At 71.3% G+C, this 24,089-nt stretch carries 20 protein-coding genes; 13 read left to right on the forward strand and 7 right to left on the reverse strand.

Features of this window, described 5'->3' with window-relative positions:
* Window positions 1-5 precede the first annotated feature (5 nt).
* From HNR40_RS24310 to HNR40_RS24325, 4 genes are read right to left on the reverse strand one after another with little or no spacing between them, the layout of a single operon-like run.
* Window positions 6-1,559, reverse strand: coding sequence for an FAD-binding oxidoreductase (locus tag HNR40_RS24310; RefSeq protein ID WP_184965036.1), 1,554 nt, complete (start codon window positions 1,557-1,559; stop codon window positions 6-8).
* Window positions 1,556-3,229, reverse strand: coding sequence for a glycerol-3-phosphate dehydrogenase/oxidase (locus HNR40_RS24315; protein ID WP_184965038.1), 1,674 nt, complete (start codon window positions 3,227-3,229; stop codon window positions 1,556-1,558). The genes HNR40_RS24310 and HNR40_RS24315 overlap by 4 nt, the downstream gene beginning before the upstream one ends.
* Complete coding sequence (locus HNR40_RS24320) at window positions 3,226-4,752, reverse strand: FGGY family carbohydrate kinase (protein ID WP_184965040.1); 1,527 nt, start codon at window positions 4,750-4,752, stop codon at window positions 3,226-3,228. The genes HNR40_RS24315 and HNR40_RS24320 overlap by 4 nt, the downstream gene beginning before the upstream one ends.
* Complete coding sequence (locus tag HNR40_RS24325) at window positions 4,749-6,182, reverse strand: MFS transporter (RefSeq protein ID WP_221340749.1); 1,434 nt, start codon at window positions 6,180-6,182, stop codon at window positions 4,749-4,751. The genes HNR40_RS24320 and HNR40_RS24325 overlap by 4 nt, the downstream gene beginning before the upstream one ends.
* A gap of 281 nt (window positions 6,183-6,463) precedes the next feature.
* Here HNR40_RS24325 and lanKC point away from each other — a divergent pair, with 281 nt between their 5' ends.
* The 4 genes from lanKC to HNR40_RS24345 all read left to right on the forward strand — a co-directional run bounded on the left by lanKC (window position 6,464) and on the right by HNR40_RS24345 (window position 11,141).
* Complete coding sequence (gene lanKC, locus HNR40_RS24330; protein ID WP_184965042.1) at window positions 6,464-8,998, forward strand: class III lanthionine synthetase LanKC; 2,535 nt, start codon at window positions 6,464-6,466, stop codon at window positions 8,996-8,998.
* Window positions 8,995-9,141, forward strand: coding sequence for a class III lanthipeptide (locus HNR40_RS24335; protein WP_184965044.1), 147 nt, complete (start codon window positions 8,995-8,997; stop codon window positions 9,139-9,141). The genes lanKC and HNR40_RS24335 overlap by 4 nt, the downstream gene beginning before the upstream one ends.
* Window positions 9,142-9,315: 174 nt before the next feature.
* Window positions 9,316-10,491, forward strand: coding sequence for a serine hydrolase domain-containing protein (locus HNR40_RS24340; protein ID WP_184965046.1), 1,176 nt, complete (start codon window positions 9,316-9,318; stop codon window positions 10,489-10,491).
* 80 nt (window positions 10,492-10,571) lie between these two features.
* Window positions 10,572-11,141 (forward strand): hypothetical protein, encoded by a 570-nt coding sequence (locus tag HNR40_RS24345; RefSeq protein WP_184965048.1) that lies wholly within the window; start codon window positions 10,572-10,574, stop codon window positions 11,139-11,141.
* A gap of 7 nt (window positions 11,142-11,148) precedes the next feature.
* Here HNR40_RS24345 and HNR40_RS24350 read toward each other — a convergent pair whose 3' ends face one another.
* On the reverse strand, window positions 11,149-11,994 hold the full coding sequence (locus tag HNR40_RS24350) for a hypothetical protein (RefSeq protein ID WP_184965050.1): 846 nt from the start codon (window positions 11,992-11,994) through the stop codon (window positions 11,149-11,151).
* Between the two features lie 167 nt (window positions 11,995-12,161).
* Between HNR40_RS24350 and HNR40_RS24355 the strand changes: the two genes are divergently transcribed.
* Both HNR40_RS24355 and HNR40_RS24360 read left to right on the forward strand, forming a co-directional pair.
* Window positions 12,162-13,214: a TolB-like translocation protein gene (locus tag HNR40_RS24355; protein ID WP_184965052.1), complete on the forward strand. Its 1,053-nt coding sequence runs from the start codon at window positions 12,162-12,164 to the stop codon at window positions 13,212-13,214.
* A gap of 92 nt (window positions 13,215-13,306) precedes the next feature.
* Window positions 13,307-14,269, forward strand: coding sequence for an alpha/beta hydrolase (locus tag HNR40_RS24360; protein WP_184965054.1), 963 nt, complete (start codon window positions 13,307-13,309; stop codon window positions 14,267-14,269).
* A 29-nt stretch (window positions 14,270-14,298) separates the two neighbouring features.
* Here the strand turns inward: HNR40_RS24360 and HNR40_RS24365 are convergent, their stop codons facing one another.
* The gene (locus HNR40_RS24365; protein WP_184965056.1) at window positions 14,299-14,652 is read right to left on the reverse strand and encodes a hypothetical protein; all 354 of its coding nucleotides are present in this window, start codon (window positions 14,650-14,652) and stop codon (window positions 14,299-14,301) included.
* Window positions 14,653-14,668: 16 nt separating this feature from the next.
* Here HNR40_RS24365 and HNR40_RS24370 point away from each other — a divergent pair, with 16 nt between their 5' ends.
* A complete protein-coding gene (locus tag HNR40_RS24370) occupies window positions 14,669-15,757 on the forward strand; it encodes a M20 family metallopeptidase (protein ID WP_184965058.1) in 1,089 nt (362 codons plus the stop codon).
* On the opposite strand, the gene HNR40_RS24375 is transcribed toward HNR40_RS24370, so the two are convergent.
* Window positions 15,698-16,459, reverse strand: a complete 762-nt coding sequence (locus tag HNR40_RS24375) for a TetR/AcrR family transcriptional regulator (protein ID WP_221340750.1) — start codon at window positions 16,457-16,459, stop codon at window positions 15,698-15,700. The genes HNR40_RS24370 and HNR40_RS24375 overlap by 60 nt on opposite strands.
* Before the next feature lie 160 nt (window positions 16,460-16,619).
* Between HNR40_RS24375 and HNR40_RS24380 the strand changes: the two genes are divergently transcribed.
* The 6 genes from HNR40_RS24380 to HNR40_RS24400 are packed head-to-tail and all read left to right on the forward strand — an operon-like array spanning window position 16,620 to window position 23,896.
* Window positions 16,620-18,305: an ABC transporter substrate-binding protein gene (locus HNR40_RS24380; protein ID WP_184965062.1), complete on the forward strand. Its 1,686-nt coding sequence runs from the start codon at window positions 16,620-16,622 to the stop codon at window positions 18,303-18,305.
* 7 nt (window positions 18,306-18,312) lie between these two features.
* Entirely contained in the window at window positions 18,313-19,278 is a 966-nt protein-coding gene (locus HNR40_RS24385; protein WP_184965064.1) for an ABC transporter permease, read from the forward strand.
* Window positions 19,275-20,135: an ABC transporter permease gene (locus HNR40_RS53695; RefSeq protein ID WP_221340751.1), complete on the forward strand. Its 861-nt coding sequence runs from the start codon at window positions 19,275-19,277 to the stop codon at window positions 20,133-20,135. Before HNR40_RS24385 ends, HNR40_RS53695 begins: the two co-directional genes overlap by 4 nt.
* Entirely contained in the window at window positions 20,132-21,112 is a 981-nt protein-coding gene (locus tag HNR40_RS57330) for an ABC transporter ATP-binding protein (RefSeq protein WP_312896494.1), read from the forward strand. Before HNR40_RS53695 ends, HNR40_RS57330 begins: the two co-directional genes overlap by 4 nt.
* Entirely contained in the window at window positions 21,109-22,077 is a 969-nt protein-coding gene (locus tag HNR40_RS57335; RefSeq protein WP_184965068.1) for an ABC transporter ATP-binding protein, read from the forward strand. The genes HNR40_RS57330 and HNR40_RS57335 overlap by 4 nt, the downstream gene beginning before the upstream one ends.
* On the forward strand, window positions 22,067-23,896 hold the full coding sequence (locus HNR40_RS24400; protein WP_221340752.1) for a S9 family peptidase: 1,830 nt from the start codon (window positions 22,067-22,069) through the stop codon (window positions 23,894-23,896). The genes HNR40_RS57335 and HNR40_RS24400 overlap by 11 nt, the downstream gene beginning before the upstream one ends.
* Window positions 23,897-24,089: the final 193 nt, after the last annotated feature.

Genomic DNA, 24,089 nt, shown 5'->3' on the forward strand with positions numbered 1-24,089 from the left:
CCACCTTAGTGCGCCGTGTTTTCGAAGGGTGAGGGCAGGCCCAGCTTGCCGGGGTTCATGATGCCGCGCGGGTCGAGCGCCTTCTTGACCGCGACCAGCGTGTTGTGGCCCTCGCCCAGCGCGTCCCGCAGGTACGGCGAGCGCAGCAGCCCGACGCCGTGGTGGTGACTGATCGCTGCCCCGTGCTTGATGAGCACCTCGGCGGCGGCGTCCCAGGCGGCCCGGTACCAGTCGCGCCGCCGGTCCCGCTCGACGTCGCCGCGCAGCGAGAAGTACAGGCAGGCGCCGTCGGTGTAGGCGTGCGACTGGTGCGCGGAGGCGCGCAGCGTGCCGGGCACGGCTTCGATGGCGGCCACGACCTCGTCGTACAGGGTGGGCAGCGTTGACCACGGCCCGGCGATCTCGCAGGTGTCGGAGACGAACCCGGGTCCCCTCACGAAGCCGTCGGCGGCCTTGCCGACGATCATGCGCTCGTCCAGCCAGCGGGCGAGGATCGCGTCGCCGTCCAGGGTGACTGGCGCGCGTTCGGCGCAGACCTCTTCCGCCACGGCCATGACGGCGTCGACCAGCGCCGGGTCGCCCTCGTCCGCGATGAGCAGCAGGTTGGTCTCCGGGTGGCCGAAGTGGGTGCCGCTCTCGTGCGCGTCGTACAGGCGCAGCGCGGCCGGGGTGGCGCCGCGCTGCAGGATTTGCCGGCACGCGTCGAGCCCGGCGGCGAAGGTGTCGAATCCGTACGCGATGCCCGCGGCGTAGTCCGGCAGCCGGTGGGTGCGCAGCCGCAGCCGGGTGATGACGCCCAGCGTGCCTTCCGAGCCGATGAACAGCTGCCGCAGGTCGGGCCCGACCGCGGCGCGCGGGTAGGTGCCGTAGCTGGCTGTGGTGCCGTCGGGCAGCACCACGTCCAGGCCCACCACCATGTCCTCGATCTTGCCGTAGCGGGTGGAGAGCTGGCCCGCGCCGCGGCAGGCGGCCCAGCCGCCGACGGTGGAGATGGCGAACGCCGACGGCCAGTGCCCGGTGGTGGCGCCGTGCGCCTCCTGCAGTTCCTTCTCGAACAGGTCGCCGAACATGCCCGCCTGCACCTCGACGATCATGGATTCCGCGTCGAAGGACAGGATGCGGTTGAGCCGGCACACGTCCAGCACCACCCCGCCGAACACCGGCAGCGCGGCCCCGAGCACGTTGCTGCGCCCGGCCGAGACGGTCAGCGGGATGCGGTGCTCGTGACAGATCCTGACCACGGCGGCGACCTGCTCCTCCGCGTCCACCTCGACCACGACCGCCTCGGGGGTGGCCGGGCGGCCGTCGGTCTCGCCGATGGAGGTGCCCGCCCACCAGTCGCGGGTGCGCAGGATCACCTCGTCCCTGTCCGTGTGTACGGCCGCGCCGACCGCCCGCAGCTCGGCCACCACGCTCCCGGGCACCGGCACGACCCGGCCCTGCAGGCTGGCCGGACCCGTCCCCGGCGGGCAGTCGGCGGCCCAGCGCGGCGGGGTGGGCGCGCCGACCACGTAGTCGCCCCGGTTGAACGGGTGGGTGACGGTCTGCCTGCTGATCATGAAAGTCCCTCCATCAGTACGCTCTTCTCGCGGTCCACGCCGCGCACGTAGTCCTCGAGCTGCCTGGCCACCTCGTCGTCGGACAGGCCCAGTTCGCGCTGGAGCAGCCGGCCCACCTCGGGCGCCGCCTTGACCGACAGGTCGCGGGCGAAGATCCGCATCCGGGTGCGCCGCGACAGCACGTCGTCGACGTTCCTGGCCAGCTCGTACCTGGCCGCGTAGACCACCTCGGCCCGCAGGTACTCGCTGCCCTCGATGAGCGGCCCGGCCAGCGACGGGTCCTCGGCGATCAGGTCGGCGACGAAGCGTGCCTCGGTGCCGTACCGTTCGCCCAGGTGGGCGCCGAGGCCGCCGGTGGCGGTCGTCGCCTCGGCGTCGTAGCCGGCGCCGCCGAGCAGCGGCAGCTTGGCGGTGCGGCAGCGCGCCTGGCGGCCGAGCACCTTCAGCGCCCGGTCGATGACGAGTTCGCCCATGTGCCTGCTGGTGGTCAGCTTGCCGCCGGTGACGGTGACCAGGCCGTGGGAGTCGGTGGTGATCTGGTGGTCGCGGCTCATGTCGAGCGTGGCGCCCTCCTTGGCGCCGACCAGCGGGCGCAGCCCGGCGATGGAGCCGACCACGTCGTCCGGGGTGAGCTCGGCGTCGAAGGCGGTGTTGGCGCCGTCGAGCAGGTAGCGCATCTCCTCGCGCGTGCACAGCACCTCGTCGGGAGAGCCGTCGTAGTCGGTGTCGGTGGTGCCGACCACGACCACGTCGCCCCAGCGGGTGCAGGTGGCGCGGCGGGCCCGGCCGGGCACCGGTACGGTGACCGTGCCGTCGATAGGCAGCCGGGTCCACGGCACCACGATGTGCACGCCCTTGGCCGGCCGCACCCGGGCCCGGTGTGCCGGGTCGGACAGGCTGTCCAGGGTGTCGGACCACACGCCGGTGGCGTTGACGACCACCCCGGCGCGCACCTCGACGGTGCGGCCGTCCACCTCGACGCGGGCGCCGCGCACCCGGCCGCCCTCCTTGACCAGTTCGCGGCAGGTGGCGCCGTTCAGCACGGTGGCGCCGTAGTGGGCGGCGGTCCTGGCGATGGTCAGGGTGAGGCGGGCGTCGTCGGTGCGGCTGTCGTAGTAGAGCAGCCCGCCCTTGAGCCGGTCGGCGCGCAGCCGCGGGGCTCTGGCCAGCACCTCGGCCACGCTGAGCCGCTGGTGCAGCTTGCCGATGCGCCAGCCGCCCGCCAGGTCGTAGGTCCACAGCAGGCCTTCGAAGGCCTTGGCGACGCGCGCGTCGAACACGCCGTCCTGGGTGAGGATCGGCAGCACGAACGGCAGCCGCCTGACCAGGTGCGGAGCGTTGCGGCGGAAGCGCTGGCGCTCCAGCAGCGAGCGGCGGACCAGCGGCAGGTTGCCCTGCTCGATGTAGCGCAGGCCGCCGTGCACCATCTTGGAGGACTTGGACGAGGTGCCCGAGGCGAAGTCGTCGCGTTCCACCAGCGCCACGCTCAGCCCGCGGGTGGCGGCGTCCAGCGCGGCGTAGCAGCCGGTGATGCCGCCGCCGACGACGAGCACGTCCACCGGCCTGGTGGCCAGCCGGTCGATCTGGGCCTGGCGGTCCAGCCGCAGCGGGGTGCGCCGGATGGCGCTCCTGGTCTCCGATCGGGGCTTGCGTCCTGGAAGCCGGATCACGAGGGGGACTCCTCCTGTGCGTACGAGATGTGCCGGGTGAGCAGGTCGCGCCACCCGGCGCGGGCCTCCTCGCGGGCGGCGTCGGGCAGCGTGGGCTCGAAGACGGGGACGTCGCCGAGCCCGGCGAGTGCGGCGGGCAGGTCGGGCCAGAGCCGGGCGCGCACGCCGCCGAGGTAGGCGGCGCCGCGCAGGCTGGCCGTCTCGTTGGCGCGGGCGCGGCGCACCGGCCGGCCGATGAGGTCGGCCTGGGCGGCCATCAGCACGTCGCTGCTGGCCAGCCCGCCGCCGCAGAACAGATCGGTGACCGGCGCGCCCAGCGCCCGCTCCACCCCGTCGAGCAGGTCGCACACCGAGTGCGCGATGCCCTCCAGGACGCCGCGGGCCAGTTCGGCCCTGGTCGTGGACAGGCTGAGCCCGGTGAGCGCGCCGGTGGCCTCGGGCGACCAGACCGGGGTACGCATGCCGGCCAGCGCGGGCAGGAAGCGTACCCGGCTGGGCCCGGGATGCTCGCGGGCGAGCGCGGCCAGTTGAGCGGGCGAGTCGAACAGCCCGATCTCCTCGCACAGCCAGCGCACCGCGGAACCGGTCGTCGCGGCGTAGCCCTCCAGGCTGAACACCGCGGAGCCGCGCGAGCGCCAGCCGACCAGCGTCAGCACGCCCGGCACGGCCCGGTGGTGCGCGGGCGGCCGGTCACCGGCGACGGCGTCCAGGAACGTTCCCGTGCCGTGCACGCACATCGCCTGGCCCGGCCGGTGCGCGCCGAGCGCGATCATCGCCGCGTGCTGGTCGCCCATCACCGACAACACCGGCAGCCGTACGCCGAGCACCGACGGTTCGGTGTGACCGTAGTCGCCGTCCTCGTCGAGGATCTGCGGCAGGACCTCGCGCGGGCAGCCCAGGAAGTCCACCCAGGGCTCGTACCAGCCGCCGGTCCGCAGGTCGTAGGCGCCGGCGGCGACCGCGTTGGTGGCGGACATGACGTGCCGGGCGCCGCCGGTGAGCCGCCACACCAGCCAGGTGTCGATCGAGCCGAACGCCACCCGGCCCGCCTCGTACGCCCGGCGGACGGCAAGGTCGTCGCGGATGACCTCGGCGGCCCACAGCAGCGGGGCCCGCGAGCCGACCGGCCTGCCGGTGTGCTCGATCAGCCGGGCGTCCCAGCCGGTTTCCCACGCGCGCAGCCGGGCGGCGTAGCGGCGGTCCTGCCAGACCACGGCGCGGGTGAGCGGATCGCCGGTGACGGTGTCCCACAGCAGCACGGTGGCGCGCTGGGTGGCGATCGACACGCCGGTGACCTCCACCGCGTGCGCCCGCGCCCACTCCAGGGCCTCCAGGCAGACCTCGGCGGTCTTCGCCCAGATCTCCATGGCGTCCTGCTCGACCCGCAGGTGGTCGGGCGAACGCACGGAGATGGGCCGGTACGCGGGCGGGGCCGCGCTGCCGTCGTCCAGGACGACGGCGGCGCGGGTGCCCGTGGTGCCCTCGTCGACGCTGAGGACGCCGCGCCTGGTCGGGCCGGTCATCGGCGCCCGCCTCCGGTCGGCAACGCGATCTCCTCCTCTTCCAGGTTGACCCGCACGCGGGTGGGATCCCACTTGATCAGCAGGCAGGTGATCAGGCCGGCGAGCGGCACCACCGACAGCACCATGAGGCTGGCGCCCACCCCGATGCCCGCCTGCAACTGCGGGAACAGGTAGAGGCCCGCGACCGAGCCGAAGCTGCCCAGCATCCCGGTCACCCCGGTGCCCAGCGTGCGCAGGTCGCTGCGATAGGACAGCGCGGCGATCGACTTGCCGTTCGGGCCCGGCCCGGCGGAGTGGAAGAAGATGAACAGCGCGGGAAGCAGCGCGGCCAGCGCGATCGGCAGTTCCTTGAACGTCGCGCCCATCACCAGCAGGACGGCGAACACCACCGCGTAACCGGTCATCGAGCTGACCCGCAGCCCGAGGCGGCGGCCCGCGTAGGCCGACAGGCAGCCGCCGACGATGCCGACCGCGTTGAACGCCATCGACCCGATCGTGGCCTTCTCGAACTCCCTGCCGAACAGCTCCAGGCTGATTACCGGCAAGTACCAGCCGACCGCGAAGTACTGCATGGCCTGGGTGAGGGAGATGACCGTGGACAGCACCGTGCGCGGCAGATACGGCTTGCGGAACAGCACCCCGGCGTCCCGCATCCCCACCTGCCGCGCCTGCGGGGCCGTGGTCCCGGCCTGCGGGGAGTCTTCCTGTACGGCGAAGCCGTACATGTGACGCAAGGCCGCGGCGGACTCGCGCAACCGGCCCTTGGCGGCCAGCCACGTCGGGCTCTCCACCAGGAACGTCAGCTGCAGGATCAGCAGCGCCACGGCGAAGGCGGCCGAGGAGCCCACCGACCAGCGCCAGATGTCCGCGCCCACGTCGAAACGGTAGAACACCAGCGTGAGCAGCAGGTTCGTGGTGGTGGCCGTGTACCAGACGCCTTGCCAGAAGTTGAGCCTGCCCTTGAGCGCGGCGGGCGTGTACTCGGCCAGCAGGGCCATGGCCACCGCGAAGTCGATGCCGTAGGCGATGCCGACCAGCGCGCGGCCGGCGAAGACGGTCTCGAAGTCGGAGCCGGTCGCGGTCAGCAGCGCGCCGAGCCCGAACACCACCTTGGTCATGAGCAGCGGCTTGACCCGGCCGATGCGCGCGGCCAGCCAGCCGCCGAACGGGTTGGAGACGATGGCGACGGCCGGCGCCATGGCGGTGAGCAGGCCCACCTGCCCCGGCGAGAGGCCGAGCTGCTTGACCATGGGAGACAGGCCGGCGCCGAGGGCGGCGTTGGAGTAGGCGTCCAGGAACAGGCCCGCCAGGGCGAGGAACCAGATCCAGTTCGCCCTGCGGGGCAGGCTTTTCAGGGTGTCGATGACGTCGGCCACGTCCGCTGCGTCGCGGATGCGGGTCATCGCGGTGTTCACGGGGGCGTCGCTCATGCCCAGCCGCCTTTCAGGGGGGTGTAGTCCCTTGCCAGCGGTCCGGAAATGACAAAAGCACAGACGAAGACCACTGACAGGGATGTCTTCGTCTGTGCCTGCCGATTGACGGGACACTATTCACCCGTTGTCCGAAATGTCAAGAAAGGGGACCGCAAACCGGCTGGGCTGCGCGCCAGCGCCGTGCCCATCACGACCACCCGCCAAGGCCGGTGAATTGCCGGGTTTACAAGAGGTGGCGGCCAGAGTCTGATGGAGGCCGGGCTCCCCGGGAGGCGATCGTGCGCTACGAACAGTTCTCCTTCACCGACCCGCTCTTTTACGACCTGCCCTCACGGTCCTCGCTGGCGCACAGGCGTTTCGCCGACGGCCGCCCGGTCCCCGCCGGATGGCAGCGCGAGGGGCGCGATGTGTGGACCGGCCTGATTCCTCCGGGTACGCGGGTACCCATGCAGGGCTGGAAGATCCACGTGTCGGCGACCGCGGACTCGGCCGACAAGGTCGTCGGCCAGGTCTGGGACTACTGCGTCCCACGCATGATCTCGTTCAAGTACCTGACCGACCACTCCGGCTTCCACGTGCGCAACGGCAAGTACGCCGACCGCGGCGGCAGCGGCAAACTCCTCACGCTCTACCCGGACGCCACCGAACTGGAACGGGTGCTCATCGAACTGGGCGACGAGCTGGCCGGGACGCCGGGGCCGTACATCCTGAGCGACGTGCGCTGGCGGGACGGGCCGCTGTACGTGCGCTTCGGCGCCTTCGTCGAACGGCACTGCCTCGACGCGCGCGGCGAGCAGGTGGCGGCGATCTCCACGCCGGACGGACGTCTCGTGCCGGATCAGCGGGAGCCGGAGTTCGTCGTGCCCGAGTGGGTGAAGATTCCGGCCTTCCTCGAAGCCAGCGTGCGGGCGCGGACAAACCCGGAGACTCCTCATGAGTTCCCGTTCCTGATCGAGCGGCCGCTGCACTTCTCCAACGGCGGCGGCGTCTACCTGGCCGACGATCAGCGCACCGGGCGCCGCGTGGTGCTGAAGGAGGCGCGGCCGTTCGCCGGGCTGGACATCGGCGGGCGCGACGCCGTACAACGTCTGCGGCATGAACGGGACTTCCTGACCGAGCTCAAGGGCAGCGGCACGGTGCCGGAGCCGTATGACTACCTCACCTGCTGGGAGCACGAGTTCCTGGTCGAGGAGTACGTCGAGGGCGACTCCCTGCTCAGCCTGATGACCGGCCGCTATCCGCTGATCCACGCCGACCCGGCCGGGGACGAGGTGGCCGCCTACACCCGCTGGGCGCTGGACGTGCTGGAGCGGATCGCGGCGGCCATCCGCACGCTGCACGGCCACGGCGTGGCCATCGGCGACTTCCACCCGCGCAACGTCATGGTGCGACCCGACGGACAGATCAGGTTCGTCGATCTGGAGGTCGCCTCCTTCACCCGGGACGAGACGACGGTGATGCTGGGCGCGCCCGGTTACGCGGCGCCGGACGGCCGGACCGGCGCCGCGGCCGACCTCTATGCCATGGCCTGCCTGTACCTCAGCATGTTCCTGCCGCTGACGGCGCTGCTGCCGCTCGACCCGGGCAAGGCCACCGTGCTCGCCGACGCCGCCGCTGACCGGTTCGGCGTCGACCGCGCCCTGTTCGACCAGCCGGTCCGGGAGTTACGCGACCGCCGCCCCGCGCACACCCACGACCCCGGCCACGACGTCGCCCGGCTGGCCGCGGAGATGGACGCCGGCCGGCTCGACTGGCCGGGCCTGCGCGACTCCCTGTGCGAGGGCATCGCCGCGGCCGCCACGCCCGAGCGCACCGACCGGCTCTTCCCCGGCGACATCGAACAGTTCTCCGCCAACGGCCTCGGCCTGGCCAACGGCGCCGCGGGCGTGCTCCACGCCCTGGCGCTGGCCGGCCGCGAGCGCTCCCCCGCCCACGAGCAATGGCTGCTCGACGGGGTACGGCAGCGCCGCCACAACAGCCGGCTCGGCTTCTACGACGGCCTGCACGGCATCGCCTACACCCTGGAAGAGCTGGGCCGGCGGCAGGACGCGCTGGCCGTACTGGAGATGGTCGTGAACACGCGGCCGGAGCGGCTGTCGGCCAGCCTGTACGACGGGCTGGCCGGAGCCGGGCTCAACCTGCTGCGCTTCGCCGACCTCACCAGCGAGGACTCCCTGCGCGAGCGGGCCGTGGCCGCGGGCAGGGAACTGATCGCCCGGTGGGAGACGACCCGCTACCGGCCCGGCCTGCTGCACGGCCCGTCCGGCCAGGCGCTGCTGCACATCCGCCTGTTCGAGGCGACCGGCGACGAGTCGTTCCTGGACCACGCCGCGACCGCCCTGCGCGCCGACGTCGCCGTGTGCGCGACGCTGGCCGACGGCAGCGTGCAGGTGGACGAAGGCTGGCGGATGATGCCGTACGTCGCCACGGGGAGCGTCGGCATCGGCATGGTCCTGCGGGAGTACCTGCGGCACCGCGAGGACGAGGTGTTCGCCACCGCGCTCGCCGGGATCGGCCGGGCGGCCCGCTGCGAGTTCGTCATCGGCTCCGGTCTCATGAACGGCAGGGCCGGCTTCATCGCCTTCCTCTCCGGGCCGGATGAGCCGGAGCTTCTGGACCGGCACCTGCGCAGGCTGTCGTGGCACCTGCTGCCCTACCGCGGCCACGCCGCCTTCCCCGGTGAACAGCTGATGCGGCTGTCCATGGATCTGGCCACCGGTTCCGCCGGTGTCCTGACGGCGCTGTGCGCCGCGTTCGAAGGCACGCCCGTTCTGCCCTTCCTCACTGCCCCAGAAAGGACACGATCGGCATGACGCACGTACTCGACCTGCAGAGGCTCAAGAACCCCGACGCCGACCTCGATCGCGCGGTCGCTGGCAACAGCAGTGTCAGCCTCATGATGTGCGGCGACAGCAGCACACTGAGCATCATGTTGTGCCACGGCTGCCACTGCTGACCGGCCCTCGCATGCCCCGGCCGGCCGCCTCCGGCCGGGTTAGTGATTTAGCCGATCCGATAAGGCGGGGCGGGCAGGGTTTGGCGATCGGCCCAAAGCCGGGTGAGCGTGGCCGCTCTCACACTTGGTGGCGTGTTCTTGTCCGAGGTCCCCTCAGAAAAGGAACGGGCAGCCATGCCGGCCACCAGAACCCGGGCGCTCCTGGCCCTCGTCAGCCTCACCGGCCTCCTCGTCACCGCCACCCCCGCCACGGCGAGCCCTCCGAAGACCGGCCTGACCGAGGCCCTGGACGCCGCCCTGGCCAAGGGCGCCGCCACGGCGGGCGACCCGGGCGTCCAGGCGGTCATCCTGCGCCACGGCCGCCTCGTCTGGTCGGGCAGGCACGGCAACGCCGTCGACGACCCGCCCGCGCCCGTCACCGACGACACGATGTTCGGCTTCGCGAGCTACAGCAAGCTGCTCCTGGCCGCCTACGCGCTCAGCCAGGTCGAGGCGGGCAAGCTCGCCATGGACACCCCGATCAGGGCCTACGTCGGCAACGACGTGCCCGGCTCCGGCGTGGTCACGCTCCGGATGCTGCTCACCCACACCGGCGGCTACCCCGACGTGTACGAATCGCCCGAGCTGGCCCCGCTGATGCCCGGCGGCGACCGGTATCGGCCGGGCGTGCCGTACACCTGGCAGATGATCGCCCGCGGCCTGCGCGCGCCGGTGAATCCCGGCAAGAAGTACAGCTACTCCAACACCGGGTTCCTCATCCTGGCCCACGTGCTGAGCGTGCGCGCGGGCGGGGACCGGAAGCTCACCGCCGCCGTCAACGCCTTCACCGCCCGCGCCGGCTCCGTCGTGCCCGAGGACGGCAGGGTGCTGACGATGGAGCGCAAGCAGTCCGACTACGCCCGCTTCGCCCACGGTTACGAAGACCTCCCCGACCTGGGAAAGGTCGACATGTTCACCCACTTCGGCGACACCGGCATCCCCGCCGACATGTTCGGCCTGCCCTGGGGCGACGGCCTGTTCGCCGGGACCGCGCTCGGCGGCGCCCAGTTCATCGACGCGCTGTACACCAGGAAACGGCTCCTGAACCCGGCCACCGTCAAGGCGATGATCAAGCCCACCCCGCAGTCCGTCGCGGCGAAGGAGCCCTACGGAATGGCCACGGAGATCTTCGAAGCCGGCGACCGCACCTGGCTGGGTCACTCCGGCGCCTACGGCGGCTTCAACACGCTCGGCGGGACGGACCAGGCCCGCGGCGTGACGCTGATGGTCGTGACCAACCGCCTGGGCACCCGCGCGGCCGACACGATCTTCAAGCAACTGGTCAAGGCGTACGGCTCGGCCACGGGCTGAGTAGCCCCTACTCAGGCGCGCCGGAAGAGGTCCATGCCAGCGTCGATGCGACGCAGCACCTTGAGAGAGGACCTCCGAACATGGACGAAGCAGACAGCAGACCGGATGCCACCCGGCGCTCCTTCCTGCTCAAAGCCGCCGGGCTGGGAGTCGCGGCCGCCTTCGCCGGCGCCGCGGTGGGCGCCGGCCCGGCGCTGGCCGAGCCCAACATGCACGCCGGATGGCGTACCTGCCAGAAGTGCCTGTGCCTGTTCTACTGGGGCTTCTCCGACAGCGGGCAGTGCCCGAAGGACTTCGGCACGCACCAGTCGGGCAACTCGCCCTTCTACCGGCTGCCCTGGGGCGGCGGCTGGACCCCCAACGACCAGCCCGACTGGCGTTGCTGCCACCTGTGCCTGCGGATCTTCTTCGCCGGCTACCTCAGCTGGGCCAATTGCACGCTCGCCAGATCGCACCGCATCTCCAGCCCCTTCCCGTTCAACTACGTCCTGCCGCACGACTTCCCGCAACCCCCCGGCTACCAGGCGAACTGGCGCTACTGCACGACCTGCCAGACGTTGTTCTACAGCGGCCACGCGTGGCAGGGCGTGTGCAAGTACGGCGCGCCGCATCAGGCGGCCGGCTACAACTTCGTCATCCCGGTCAACTGACCGGTCGTCAGCTGCCGCAGAACGCCCTGACGCGCATGAAGGAGTCCTCGTCGACGATGTTCTTGACGTAGACGGTCCAGGTCGTCCCGTCTGAGCTGGGGTACGTGTCAGTGATCAGGTTGCTGCCGCGCGGTGCGGAGTCGCCCCCGCCGCTCAGCACCTTCGACCCCGCCGGGCAGGTGACGGAGGTGCTGGCGCGGCCGCCCTTGGCGACCCTGACCGTGTCACTGAGCTGCAGCGACCTGTTGACGCCGCTGCCGCAGACGGTGAAGAGCGTGGTCCGCAGGTCCGAGGTCAGCGAGATGTTGAAGACCGTGGTCTGCCAGTCGTTGCTGCCGCCCGGGTGGGACTCCAGCAGCCTCAGTCCTTGAGGCCCGTCGCTGCCGCCTCCCAGCGTCAGCGAACCCGCCGGGCAGCCGAGCGAGAAGTCCTTGCGAGTACGGCCGCGCGGGACGAGCTGGTCCTGCAGGAGTTTGAACTCGTGCCCGGTGATCCCGCTCCCGCAGACCGCGTGCGTGCGAAGGGTGACGGGAATGAGCTGCGACGAGTTGTGGAAGCTGGTGATCCAGCCGTTGTTGTAGATGTCCGGGTTCGAGGAGGTGAGCTCGGCCCCGGTCGGCAGCAGCACGGTGTTCGACTCGCCGCCGCCGAGCACCACGGTTCCCGGCGGACACCGCACGAACGACTGCCGGCCATCGCCCGGCGGCGCGGTGACGGGCTCACCGGTGACGACCTGGTAGGTGGCGAGGGCCCGTACCCGCGTCTTCGCCATGACCGGCGCGGACCCGGCGACGGCGAGCACCAAGGCCATCGCGGCCGCGCCGAAGCGTGGAAGCAGGCGGACACGCAGCATGGATTACCTCCTCGTAGGGCGGATCACCCTCCCAAGCATGCCCCGCACGTCGCTCCATCACCGGGAACACCACGGGTGACATCCGGTATCAGTTGCCTTACCGGCAGGCAGAACGATCACCGATGTTCCGGCGTCCAAGCGTGCGAAGCCGAGGACGGGAGCAACCGATGACGAGAAGACTGCTGGCCGCGTTAACGATCTTGGGTGTCCTGGCGGCGACGCCGGCTCCGGTCGCCGCGGAGGGCGCGTGGGTGCGGCTGCCGGGCACCCGCGCCGAGCTCAACACCGCCTCCGCCCCGGTCAAGGTGACCGGCTATGTCGTGCTGGGCCACCGGCACGAGGCGATCTACCGGAGGCAGGGCGGAACGTTCGTCAAGGTGTCCGGCAGGCCGGAGGACCTGTCGCCAGACGGGCGATGGCGGGTGGATTGGGAGTACCCGGGCCATCCGTACAAGTACCTAGGTCTCAGTGACGTCCGGACACTCGTCCGGAAGGTCACCCTGGTCGACCGGCGATCCGGCCGGCGGGTGCCGGTGCGGCTGCCGGCCGGCACGGGCGCGCCGAGCTGGTCGCCGGACAGCGAGTCACTGCTGTTCACGGCATACCGGCCCGAGCCCGAGCAGGACGGGGCATTCGTCTACCCCACGCAGATCGGCTTCGTGGTGCTCCCGTTGGCCGGCTTCAAGCCGCGGCTGGTCAAGGCCGGCACGGCCCGGCCGGGCGCACAGGCCGATCTCATCGGCTCGTTCAGCTGGGCGCCCGACTCGGCAGGAGTGCTCACGCACCGCACGGCGGGGAAGGACCTTCTGGAGCTCTACGATCTGCGGGGGACCCGCAAGCGCGTCTACCAGGACGTCGGCCGGCTGGCGGAAGAACACGGCCTCAGGGCGTTCTCGCCTTCCGGCGAACTCTTCGTCACCGTGGACGAGAGGCCCCTGGGCGGACCGACGTACATTCGCGTCGTCCGGGCCGGGACCGGCGCCGTCGTCTTCCGCCTGACCGCCGGGCTGTTCACCGAGTTCTACGGCTGGTACGACGAGAACCGCCTGATCCTGAGCTACCGGGACAAGAAGATGATCACCAGGTTCAAGGCGGTCGACCTTTCCGGCAGGCCCGGGGTCACCTTGATCAAGGAACAGATCGTGGCCGGGCCCGCATCCTACGAGCCCCACATCGTGAGCCTTCTCCTGGCGCGTCCGGGGGGCCGGGACCAGCAATGACCAGCGCGAACTCCGTTGTCACAGATCCGGGTGCTGCCCGGTCTAAGTAGACGAGTCGCTCCACGACGGGCGACGGAAACGGAGAAGTCCGCATGAACGACTACATCCTTGAACCCGCGGCGCAGGATCTCGCCGACGCGACCTCGAAGCCCCCGTTCCTGTACCAGCTCGGCACCGAGGGCGCCCGCAAGGTGCTCGACGACCTCCAGGCCGGCCCCATCGCCAAGCCGGACGTCGACGAGAAGTGGATCACCGTCCCGGCCGAGGCCGGTGACGTGCGGGTGCGGATCGTCAAACCCGCCGGGACGACGGGTGTCCTGCCCGTGGTCCTGTACGTCCACGGCGGCGGCTGGGTGCTGGGCAACGCGGGCACGCACGACCGGCTGGTCCGCGAGCTCGCCGTGGGAACGGGGGCCGCGGTGGTGTTCGTCGAGTACGACCGCTCCCCGGAGGCCCGCTACCCGGTCGCGATCGAGCAGGCCTACGCCACCGCCCAGTGGATCACCCGGAACGGCGCCGGGGAAGGACTGGACGCCTCCCGGCTGGTGGTCGCCGGCGACTCGGTCGGCGGCAACATGACCGCCGCGCTGACCATCCTGGCCAAGCGCCGCGGCGACGTCACCTTCATCCACCAGTCGCTGTACTACCCGGTCACCGACGCCGCCCAGGACACCGCCAGCTACCGTGAGTTCGCCGACGGCCCGTACCTGACGGCCAAGGCGATGGAGTGGTTCTGGGACGCCTACACCACCGACCCGGCCCAGCGCGCCGAGATCACCGCATCTCCGCTGCGCGCGTCGCTGGAGGACCTGACGGGGCTGCCGCCCGCGTTCGTCATCGTCGACGAGAACGACGTCCTTCGCGACGAGGGCGAGGCCTACGCGCGCAAGCTCACCGCGGCTGGCGTGCCGACCACCAGCGTCCGCTACAACGGCACGCTGCACGACTTCATGATGCTCGACCCCGTCAGCGGCACCCGCGCCGCACGCGCCGCCACCGCCCAGGCCATCGGCGCCATCACCCACGCCCTGAAAACCGGAAAGGTCCAGCCATAGGTCCACGGAGTCGGCCGGCTGAAACCGTGTCATCCCGATGTCATGGCCAGTGGCCGTGCAGCCCGGAACGGAAGGCCGGGGCCGTGGCGCCGCCGATGACCTCGGCGATCCGCTGCTCGGTGTCCTGGCGTGCCCTGGCGACGTCCGGTCAGCGTGATGGCCGGGGCCCATGCCAGCAGCTCTCCGACGACGGTCAGCTCCGCCGTACGTCCTACGAAGCTCGCCAGTTCGGTGGGCAGGTTGCCCGACTCGTCCATGCGCGCCCTCGCCTTCGGCAGGTTCAGCCCGTGATGGAAAGGTAACGCCTCGCGATCACGGCCGTCCGGCGAACGGTTATCGCCGGGCTGGTCAAGCCTATAGCCCTTGAGGTAGTCAATGGCCATGACTACAGTTCTGGCCATGGATCACGCCTTGTTGTCCGAGCGCCTGTCCGCCCTGGTGGGCGTCGAGTCGCCGTCCGGTCACGCGGAAGGACTGGAGGGCTGCTACGCCCTGATGCGCAGTTGGGGAGAGCCGGTGCTCGGCAGGACGGCGGAGGTCGTCACGGTGCGCGGCACCCCGCACCTGCTGTGGCGCGCGCCCGCCGAGGGCGGGGTGCTGCTGCTGGGGCATGCCGACACGGTGTGGCCGCTCGGCACCACGGCCCACCGTCCGTTCCGTGCCGAAGGCGGTCGGGCGTACGGTCCGGGGGTCTTCGACATGAAGGCCGGGCTGGTGACGGCGTTCGCCGCGCTCGCCGGGTGCCGCGATCCCGGCTCGGTGAGCGTCCTGATCACCGGCGACGAGGAGATCGGCTCGCCGACCTCGCGGGCGCTGGTCGAGGAGATGGCCGGGGCCCGCGACGCCGTACTCGTGCTGGAGCCCAGTCAGGCGGGAGCGCTCAAGACGGCGCGCAAGGGCGGGGCCTTCTACAGCGTGGAGATCACCGGCAGGGCGGCCCACGCGGGGCTGGAGCCGGAGCGCGGGGTCAACGCGCTGCTCGAACTCGCCGCGCAGGTGGTGGCCGTGTCGGAGCTGGCCGACCCGGCGCGTGGCACGACGGTCACCCCGACGGTCGCGAGCGCGGGCACCGCCACGAACACCGTGCCCGCTCAGGCTCATCTGCGCGTGGACGTCCGCGCCTGGGAACTGGCGGAGCTGGCGCGCGTGGACGAGCGCCTGCGCGAGCTCGCCCCCACCGTCCCGGGAGCGGCGGTCCGGGTCCACGGCGAGATCAACCGTCCGCCGCTGGAGCCGGTGAGCTCCCGGGAGCTGTACGCGGCGGCCCGCAAGGCGGCGGCCCACCTCGGACTGCCCGATCCCGACGAGGTCGCGGTCGGCGGAGCGTCCGACGCCAACTTCACCGGCGCGCTGGGCATCCCCACGCTCGACGGGCTCGGCCCGCTGGGCGACGGCGCCCACGCCGAGCACGAGTGGGTCGAGCTGGCCTCACTCGCCGACCGGGCCCGGCTCGTCGCCGCCCTGATCGGCACGCTGACGCGCCCGTGACCGTTCGGCGCGCACCTCGATCGCGTCGAGCATCATCTCCAGGCCGACGTCGAAGGCGGACGGGCCGCCGAGGCTCGGGAGCCGGTCGGCGTGATGGGCGATGGCGGGGTAGGTGCCGGCGTCCAGCTGCCGGTACTCCACCTGCCAGGCGAGCTCGTCCCTGCGCCGCACCTCCGGGTCGAGCGCGTGGACGGCCGCCTCCAGGCTCGCCACGGAACGCACGAAGCTGCCGAACGCACGCTGCACGACCGCCACCTCCTCATCGGCCACCCCGGCCCGCCGTACCGCGTCGAGGGTGAAGTCGACGCTGGAGAACTCCGTGGGCCGTCGCGTGGTGCGCATGACCATCTGCTGGGCGAACGGCGCGTAGCGGAGGTAGTGCTCGCGTACCCGCTGGGCGATGTCGCGCAGGTCGGCCCGCCAGTCGTCGGTGGGCGTGACGGTGCCGCCGTAGGAGCGCGCCCGCAGACCGTCGACCAGTTCGAGCAGCAGCTCGTCCTTGTCCTTGAAATGGCGGTACAGCGAGGTCGGGTGGGCCTCGAGCTCGGCCCCGAGCTCCTGGAAGGTCAGCGCGTCCAGTCCGTCGCGCAGAGCGATCTTCTCGGCGGCCGCGAGGATCACCTCCCGGTTGAGGCTGTCACGCGCGCGGCGTGGGCGCGCCTCCGCCTTGGAACCCTTCTCCTTCGACTGGCGTCCTGCCACCAAAGCCTCCCTCGTCGACCCACGCATTTTCGCACCACCTGATCGCAGTGCGAGGCTAAAGCATAGTCAACGCGAATGACTATAAACATGCCTAATACTCTTGCCTGGCTTCTGACTTGCCCATACTCTCCCTCTCATCGCCCCCCAGAAAGGTCAGAGCATGAGCACCAGGTTCAGACTCGGAGCAGTCGGGCTCACCGCCCTCGCCCTCCTCGCGGCCTCGTGCACGAGCGGAGGCACCGGCACGGCCCTGAAGTCCGACGCCCGCCCCGCCACGGGCGCGCCGGTGCGCCAGGGGGGAAGCATCGTCATCGGCGCCGAGCAGGAACCGGACTGCACCGACTGGATCGCGAGCTGCGCCACCTCGATCTGGGGCACGTTCATCATGGACATCCCGACGATCCCCCGGGTGTTCGAGCCCAGGAAGGTCGACGGCACGTGGGGGCTCGCGGCCACGAACGTCATGGCGTCAGAGCCCGAGGTCGCCGCCGGGCCGCCGCAGAAGGTCACCTACCGGATCAACCCGGCGGCCGTCTGGTCGGACGGCGAGCCGATCACGTCGGCGGACTTCGCCTATACGGCACTGGCGATCCGCGACGGCAAGGACGTCCTGAACCGGACCGGATACAGCCACATCGCCAAGATCGAAACTCCTGACCCCAAGACGGCGGTCGTCACCTTCGACGCTCCGTACGCGAGCTGGAAGGGCCTGTTCAGCGACAGCAGCGGCTTGCTCCCCAGCCACCTGCTCAAGGGCAAGGACCGCAGTGCCCTGATGAAGGACGGCTACACCTGGAGCGGCGGCCCGTGGAAGATCGAGTCCTGGACGAAGGGCGTCTCCGCCGTCCTCGTGCCGAACCCGAACTACTGGGGCGACAAGCCCAAGCTCGACAAGGTCACCTTCCAGTTCACGGCCGACACCGCAGCGGCGTTCCAGGCGTTCAAGACCGGCCAGCTCGACGCGCTCTACCCCACGCCCCAGCTCGACTCGATCGACCAGATCAAGAGCGGGCTGTCCAACGCGAGCTCTCTCGTCGATCCCGAGTCGGGCAACCTTGAGGCGATCTGGTTCAACAACGCCAAGGCGCCCTTCGACGCCGTGCCGTTCCGCAAGGCCGTGTCGCACGCGATCGACCGCAAGGCCGTCGTCACCCGCCTGTACGGCGCGCTCGGCGTCACCGAACCCGCCCAGAGCGCGCACACCCCGCTCGTCGGCCGCTACGGCGGCACCGACTTCGCCCAGTACACCCCGGACCTGGCCAAGGTCGACTCCCTGATGCGGGGCGACGGGTGGGCCAAGGGATCCGACGGCATCTGGGCCAAGGCGGGAAACCGGGCGGCGTTCTCCGTCAGCACGATGACCGGCAACAAGCGCCGCGAGCTGACCGAGCAGATCCTGCAGGAGCAACTGCGCGCCGCCGGTTTCGAGGTGAAGATCGACAACACCTCGGCCACGGACCTGTTCGCGAGCAAGCTCCCCAAGGGCGACTTCCAGATGGGCCTGTGGACCCTCGTCGACACCTTCCCCCAGCCCTCGCTCGAAGCGTCCTTCTCATCGGGCGCGGTGCCATCTGAAGGCAACGGCTACTCCGGGCTCAACATGTCCCGCGTCAACCTGCCCGGCCTCGACAGGGTGCTCGGCGCTGCCGCGTCGTCGCTCGACGAGGCCAAACGCGTCGAGATCTCCCGTCAGGCGGACAAGCTCCTCGCCGACTCGGCCGCGCTCCTGCCGCTCGACGTGATCCCCAACATCCTGCTGTGGAACAACAAGATCGGCGGCCCGCTGGCCGTCGACCCCGCGCGCGGTCCGTTCTGGAACCTCGCCCAGTGGGGCCTGGCGAGCTGACACGCCGATGCTCGCCTACCTCGCACGGCGGCTGCTCTACTCGGTGCCCGTCGTCCTCATCGCCTCCTTCCTGCTCTTCTGGGCGGTCAGGATCGCCTTCGACCCGCTGGCCAGACTGCGCGGCGGGCGTGATGCCGGCGCGCTGGCCCGCGCGGCCGAGCGGCTCGGACTCGACCAGTCGATCCCCGTGCAGTACTGGCACTGGCTCACCCGGTTCGTCACCGGCGACTGGGGAGTCAGCTCGCGCACGGCCGGCCCGGTCCACGGCCTGATCCTGCCCGCCCTCGGCACCACCCTGCAGCTGATCGTCTGGGGTGTGCTGGTCGCCGCGGTGATCGCGCTGGCCGTCGGCGTCTACTCGGCGGTGCGCCAGTACTCCGCCGGCGACCTGGCCTTCACCGGGCTGTCCTATCTCGGGGTCGCGATGCCGCCGTTCTGGCTCGGGCTGATCCTCATCCAGATCCTCGCGGCCTGGCCGCAGGAACTGCTCGGCCTGACCGATCCCCCGCTCTACTTCGTGGGCCTGCACTCCCCCGACGGCGGCGGCCCGCTCGACTACGCGCGCCACCTCGTCCTGCCCGTGCTGACGCTGACCGTGGGCCTGGTGGCGAGCTGGAGCCGGTTCACCAGGGCCACCATGCTCGACGCCCTCACCAGCGAGTACGTCAGGACCGCGCGGGCCAAGGGGGTGCCGAAACGCCGGATCGTCACGCGGCACGCCCTGCGCACCGCGCTCGGTCCCTTCGTCAGCGTCACCGCCGTGGACGCCGGCCTGCTGTTCGGCGGGCTCGTCGTGACCGAGCAGATCTTCGCCATCCAGGGCATGGGCCGGTTGTTCCTCGACTCCCTGCTCGCCGGCGACGTGTTCGTCCTGGTGCCGTGGACGCTCGTGATCGCGGTGGTCGTGATCGTGTTCAACCTGCTGGCCGACCTCGCCTACGCCGTACTCGATCCGAGAGTGAGACTGCGATGACAGCGGCGGAACTCACCCCGTGGCAGCTGGCCCGCCGGAGGTTCCTGCGTCACCGTCTGGCGGTCGCCGGGCTCGCGGTGCTGGTGCTCCTGCTGGTCGGCTGCTTCGGCGCTGACCTGATCGCTCCCTACGAGCGCGGCGCCCAGAACCTGCTCCTCGGGCCGGTGCCGCCGTCGGCCGCGCACTGGTTCGGCACCGACGAGCTGGGCCGCGACTACCTCACCGAGCTGCTGTACGCCGGCCGGATCTCGCTCGCGATCGGCCTGTGCGTCGCCCTGCTCGCGACCGTGGTGGGCACCGCGCTGGGAGCCGCCGCGGGCTTCTTCGGCGGCTGGGCTGACGAGATCATCATGCGGATCACGGACCTGTTCATCGTCCTGCCCGCGATCGTGGTCCTGGCGGTCGTGCTCCAGGGCGCCGGCCGTTCGCCCGTCGTGATCGTCCCGGTGCTGGCGGCGATCGGCTGGACCACCGTGGCCAGGATCGTCCGCGGCCAGGTGCTGTCACTGCGGGAGAAGGAGTACATCGCCGCCGCGACCGTGCTCGGCGTCACCAAATGGCGCATCATCGTGCGACATATCCTGCCCAACCTCACCGGTGTCATCGCCGTCAGCACCTCCCTCGGCGCGGCGAGCGCGGTGATCGTCGAATCGACGCTCTCCTTCCTGGGGTACGGCGTGCAGCCCCCCGAGTCCAGCTGGGGCAACCTGCTGAGCCAGGCGTCCGGGCTGATCGGCACCGGCAAGGTCTACCTGCTGTACTTCCCCGGCCTGTTCATCCTCCTGACGGCGCTGGCCATCAACTTCCTCGGCGACGGCCTCAGAGACGCCTTCGACCCGAAGGGAGCCCGCCCGTGAACGCCCTGCTGGAGGTCGACGACCTCACCGTCCAGCTCCCCACCGACGGCGGCACGGTCGCGGCCGTCACCGGGCTGTCGTTCTCCGTCGCGCCCGGCGAGACGCTCGCCATCGTCGGCGAGTCGGGCTCGGGCAAGAGCGTCACCTCGATGGCGGTGCTCGGGATCCTGCCCGGCCGCGCCCGGGTCACCGGGTCGATCCGGTTCCGCGGCGAGGAGCTCCTGGGCCGCTCCGAATCCGACCTGCGCACACTGCGGGGCAGCCGCATCGCGATGATCTTCCAGGACGCGCTGACCGCACTCACGCCGGTGCACACCGTCGGCGCGCAGATCGCCGAGGCCATCAGCGTGCACGACGCCTCGGTCACCCGCCCCGCCCTGCGTGAGCGCGTCGTCGAACTCCTCGACCTGGTCGGCGTCCCCTCGCCGGCCGAGCGCGCGAGCCAGTACCCGCACGAGCTGTCCGGCGGCATGCGGCAGCGCGTCATGATCGCGATGAGCATCGCCAACGAACCGGATCTGCTCATCGCCGACGAGCCGACGACCGCCCTCGACGTGACCGTGCAGGCGCAGATCCTGGACGTGATCAGACGGATCCAGCGGCGCACGGCCACCGCGCTCATGCTGATCACCCACGACCTGGGCGTGGTGGCCGGCGTCGCCGACCGGGTGCTGGTGATGTACGCGGGCACCAAGGCCGAGGAGGCCGCCGTCGAACCGATCTTCTACACGCCCGCCCACCCCTACACCAGGGGCCTGCTGGCCTCGCTCCCCCGGCTCGACGCCCGGCACGGCGAACGGCTCTACCAGATCCCGGGCCAGCCCTCGCGGGCGGCGGGCTGCCCGTTCCATCCGCGCTGCGAGCACGCCCGTTCCGGTCTGTGCGACACGACGGTCCCCTCGCCGGTCCCGATCGGCGCCGGGCACACGGCGTCCTGCCTGCGTGCGGCCGAGCTGGAGGAGGTGCGGCCGCGATGACGGCGTTGCGGGTCACGGACCTCGTCAAGACCTATCCGGTACGCGCGGGGGCGTTCCGCCGCCGGTCGGGCACCGTGCAGGCGGTCTCCGGGGTGTCGCTGCGGATCGAGCGCGGCAAGACGCTCGGGCTCGTCGGGGAGAGCGGCTGCGGGAAGTCCACGCTGGCCGCCTGCCTGGTACGGCTCGTCGAACCGACCTCGGGCCAGGTGCTCCTCGACGACACCGACTTCACGGCGCTGCCGTCCGCCCGGTTGCGCCGGTCGCGGCGGCGCATCCAGATGGTCTTCCAGGATCCGTACGCCTCGCTCAACCCCCGCATGACCGTCCGGGCGATTCTCACCGAGGCGCTGGAGACCCACGGCCTCGACACCGGCCGCGTCCCCGAACTGCTGGAGCTCGTCGGCCTCGACCCCCTGCACGCCGGACGGTTCCCGCACGAGTTCTCCGGAGGGCAGCGCCAGCGCGTCGGCATCGCCCGCGCGCTCGCCGTCGAACCCGACGTGATCGTGCTGGACGAGCCGGTCAGCGCGCTGGACGTGAGCATCCAGGCGGGCGTCATCAACCTGCTGGAGGACCTCCAGGACCGGCTCGGCCTGACCTACCTGCTCATCGCGCACGACCTGTCGGTGGTACGGCACGCCAGCGACGAGGTGGCCGTCATGTATCTCGGCCGGATCGTCGAGCAAGGACCGCCGGACGAGCTCTACCAGCGTCCCCGCCACCCCTACACCCAGGCGCTGCTGTCGGCGGTGCCGATCCCCGACCCGCGGGCCGAGCGCGCCCGCCGCCGGATCATCCTGAGCGGCGACGTACCGAGCCCGACCGACCCCCCGTCGGGCTGCCGCTTCCGGACCCTCTGCCCGAAGGCAGCCCCGATCTGCGCCGCCGAGGTCCCCCCGCTCGTCACCGACGAGTCGGGCCACGGCGTCGCCTGTCACAAACCGGAGTTGATCAATGTCCTCTGACGCCTGGCGCGACCGCTTCAACACTCCGATCATCCAGGACATCCGTCCCTGTCCCGGCGACCTCAACCTCGAAATGATCTACGCGGCGGGCCTCAGCGACGCCGAGGTGTCCATCTGGAACCCGGCCACCGGCGAGAGCCTGCGGGTGCCTGGCCTGCCGCCGCACGTCGCGAACCCGGTGCCCGCCGCGGACGGGCGCTCCGTGCTGGTGCTGCACGACGCGGACGGCGGCGAGGTCGGCCATCTGTGGTCTTGCCCGGCCGAAGGAGAGGCCGTGGACCTCACACCCGAGCTGCCTCCCTACACGCTCCGCGGCATCGACGTCGCCCGCGACGGCTCGGCGGTCGTCATCGCGACCGTCACCGACGAGGGATTCACGCTCTACCACCTGACCGATTCCGGCCCCCACCGCCTGTACCGCAGCAGGAACGAGGCCTGGAACAGCCTGGTCTCCGCCGATGGCGCGCTGGCGAGCATCGACACCACCGACCACAACCCCGGCATCCGCCGCTTCGCCGTCACCGTGCTCGACGCCTCCGACGGCGCGGTGCTGGCGTCGGTCTCCGACGGGCCGCTCGCGCCCGTGCGCGGCGTCCGGTTCTCGCCGGTCGCCGGGGACCCGCGCCTGCTTGTGAGCACGGAACGCACCGGGTTCGCGCGGCCCGCCGTGTGGAACCCCCTCACCGGCGAGCGGACCGACGTCGACGCGCCCGAGCTGGCGGGCGAACTCGTCCCGCTCGACTGGTCCGACGACGGCGCCCGGCTGCTGCTCGTCCACGTCGACGGCGGCCTCCACCGCGTCCACGAGTACGACCTCCAGGCGGGCCGGCTGCTGCGCGTGCCCCATCCCGACGGCGCCTACTTCTTCCCCGAGGTGGCGTGCGCGGTGACCAACCAGTGGGGCTCGCACTACGGTCCCGGTGGTCAGATCCGGCTGCTGCGCCAGCGCGCCGACCTGCCGTTCGAGGTGCTCACCCTGGACCGGGGCGAGAGCGAGCCGCGCACCGTCATGGCCCCGAGGGATGTCGTGCCGGGGATCCCGCTGCGTTCGGTCACCGTCACCTCCAAGGACGGGACCGCGCCGCAACTGTGGGTCGCGACGCCTCAGGACGCCGCCGGGCCCGTGCCGCTGATCCTGCGGGTGCACGGCGGCCCGAACCTCGCCGACGTGGGCGGCTACCATCCCGCCGCGCAGGCGTGGCTGGCCGAGGGCTTCGCCTACGCGTCGCTGAACTACCGGGGCTCCGTCACCTTCGGCAGGACGTTCCGCGAAGGGTTCTGGGGAGCCGTCGGCGACCGCGAGCTGGAGGACGTCGAGGCGGCCTGGCGGTGGCTGGTCGACGAGGGCGTCGCCGACCCCTCGGCCGTGTTCATGACCGGTTCCTCCTACGGCGGCTTCCTGACGCTGCTCTCGCTCGGCCGGCTCCCGGACCTGTTCGCGGGCGGGTTCGCGTTCATCGCGCTGGCCGACTGGAAGCTCGCCTACGACGACATGCACCCCGCCCTGCAGGCGGCCTGGCGCGGGTTCCTGGGCGGGCGGCCCGAGCTCGCCGAGGAACGGTTCCGGCTCAGCTCACCCATGACGTACGTCGAGGACGTGCGGGCGCCGGTGCTGATCAACCAGGGGCGCTACGACACCCGGACGCCGGCCCGGCAGGCCGAGGAGTACGCGCGGCGGCTGCGGGCCGCCGGGGGTGACGTGCTGCTGCGCTTCTTCGAGGGCGGGCACGGGCCCGTCGGCAACGACGGCGTGGTGGGCAAGATCGAGCTGGAGATGGAGCTGGCCCGCAAGGCGCTACGCGGAGAACGCTGGTCCTGAGGGCACCCCTTGGCCAGGGGCCTGGTTTCAGGTCCTGGCCAAGGGGCCTCCTATCGGGCCCCGGGTGTCAGGTTCTGGCCATGCGGCCTCTGGTCAGGGCCCCGGGTGTCAGGTTCTGGCCATGCGGCCTCTGGTCAGGGCCCCGGGTGTCAGGTTCTGGCCATGCGGCCTCTGGTCAGGGCCCCGGGTGTCA

This window comes from Nonomuraea endophytica, assembly GCF_014203235.1.
Lineage (GTDB): Bacteria > Actinomycetota > Actinomycetes > Streptosporangiales > Streptosporangiaceae > Nonomuraea > Nonomuraea endophytica.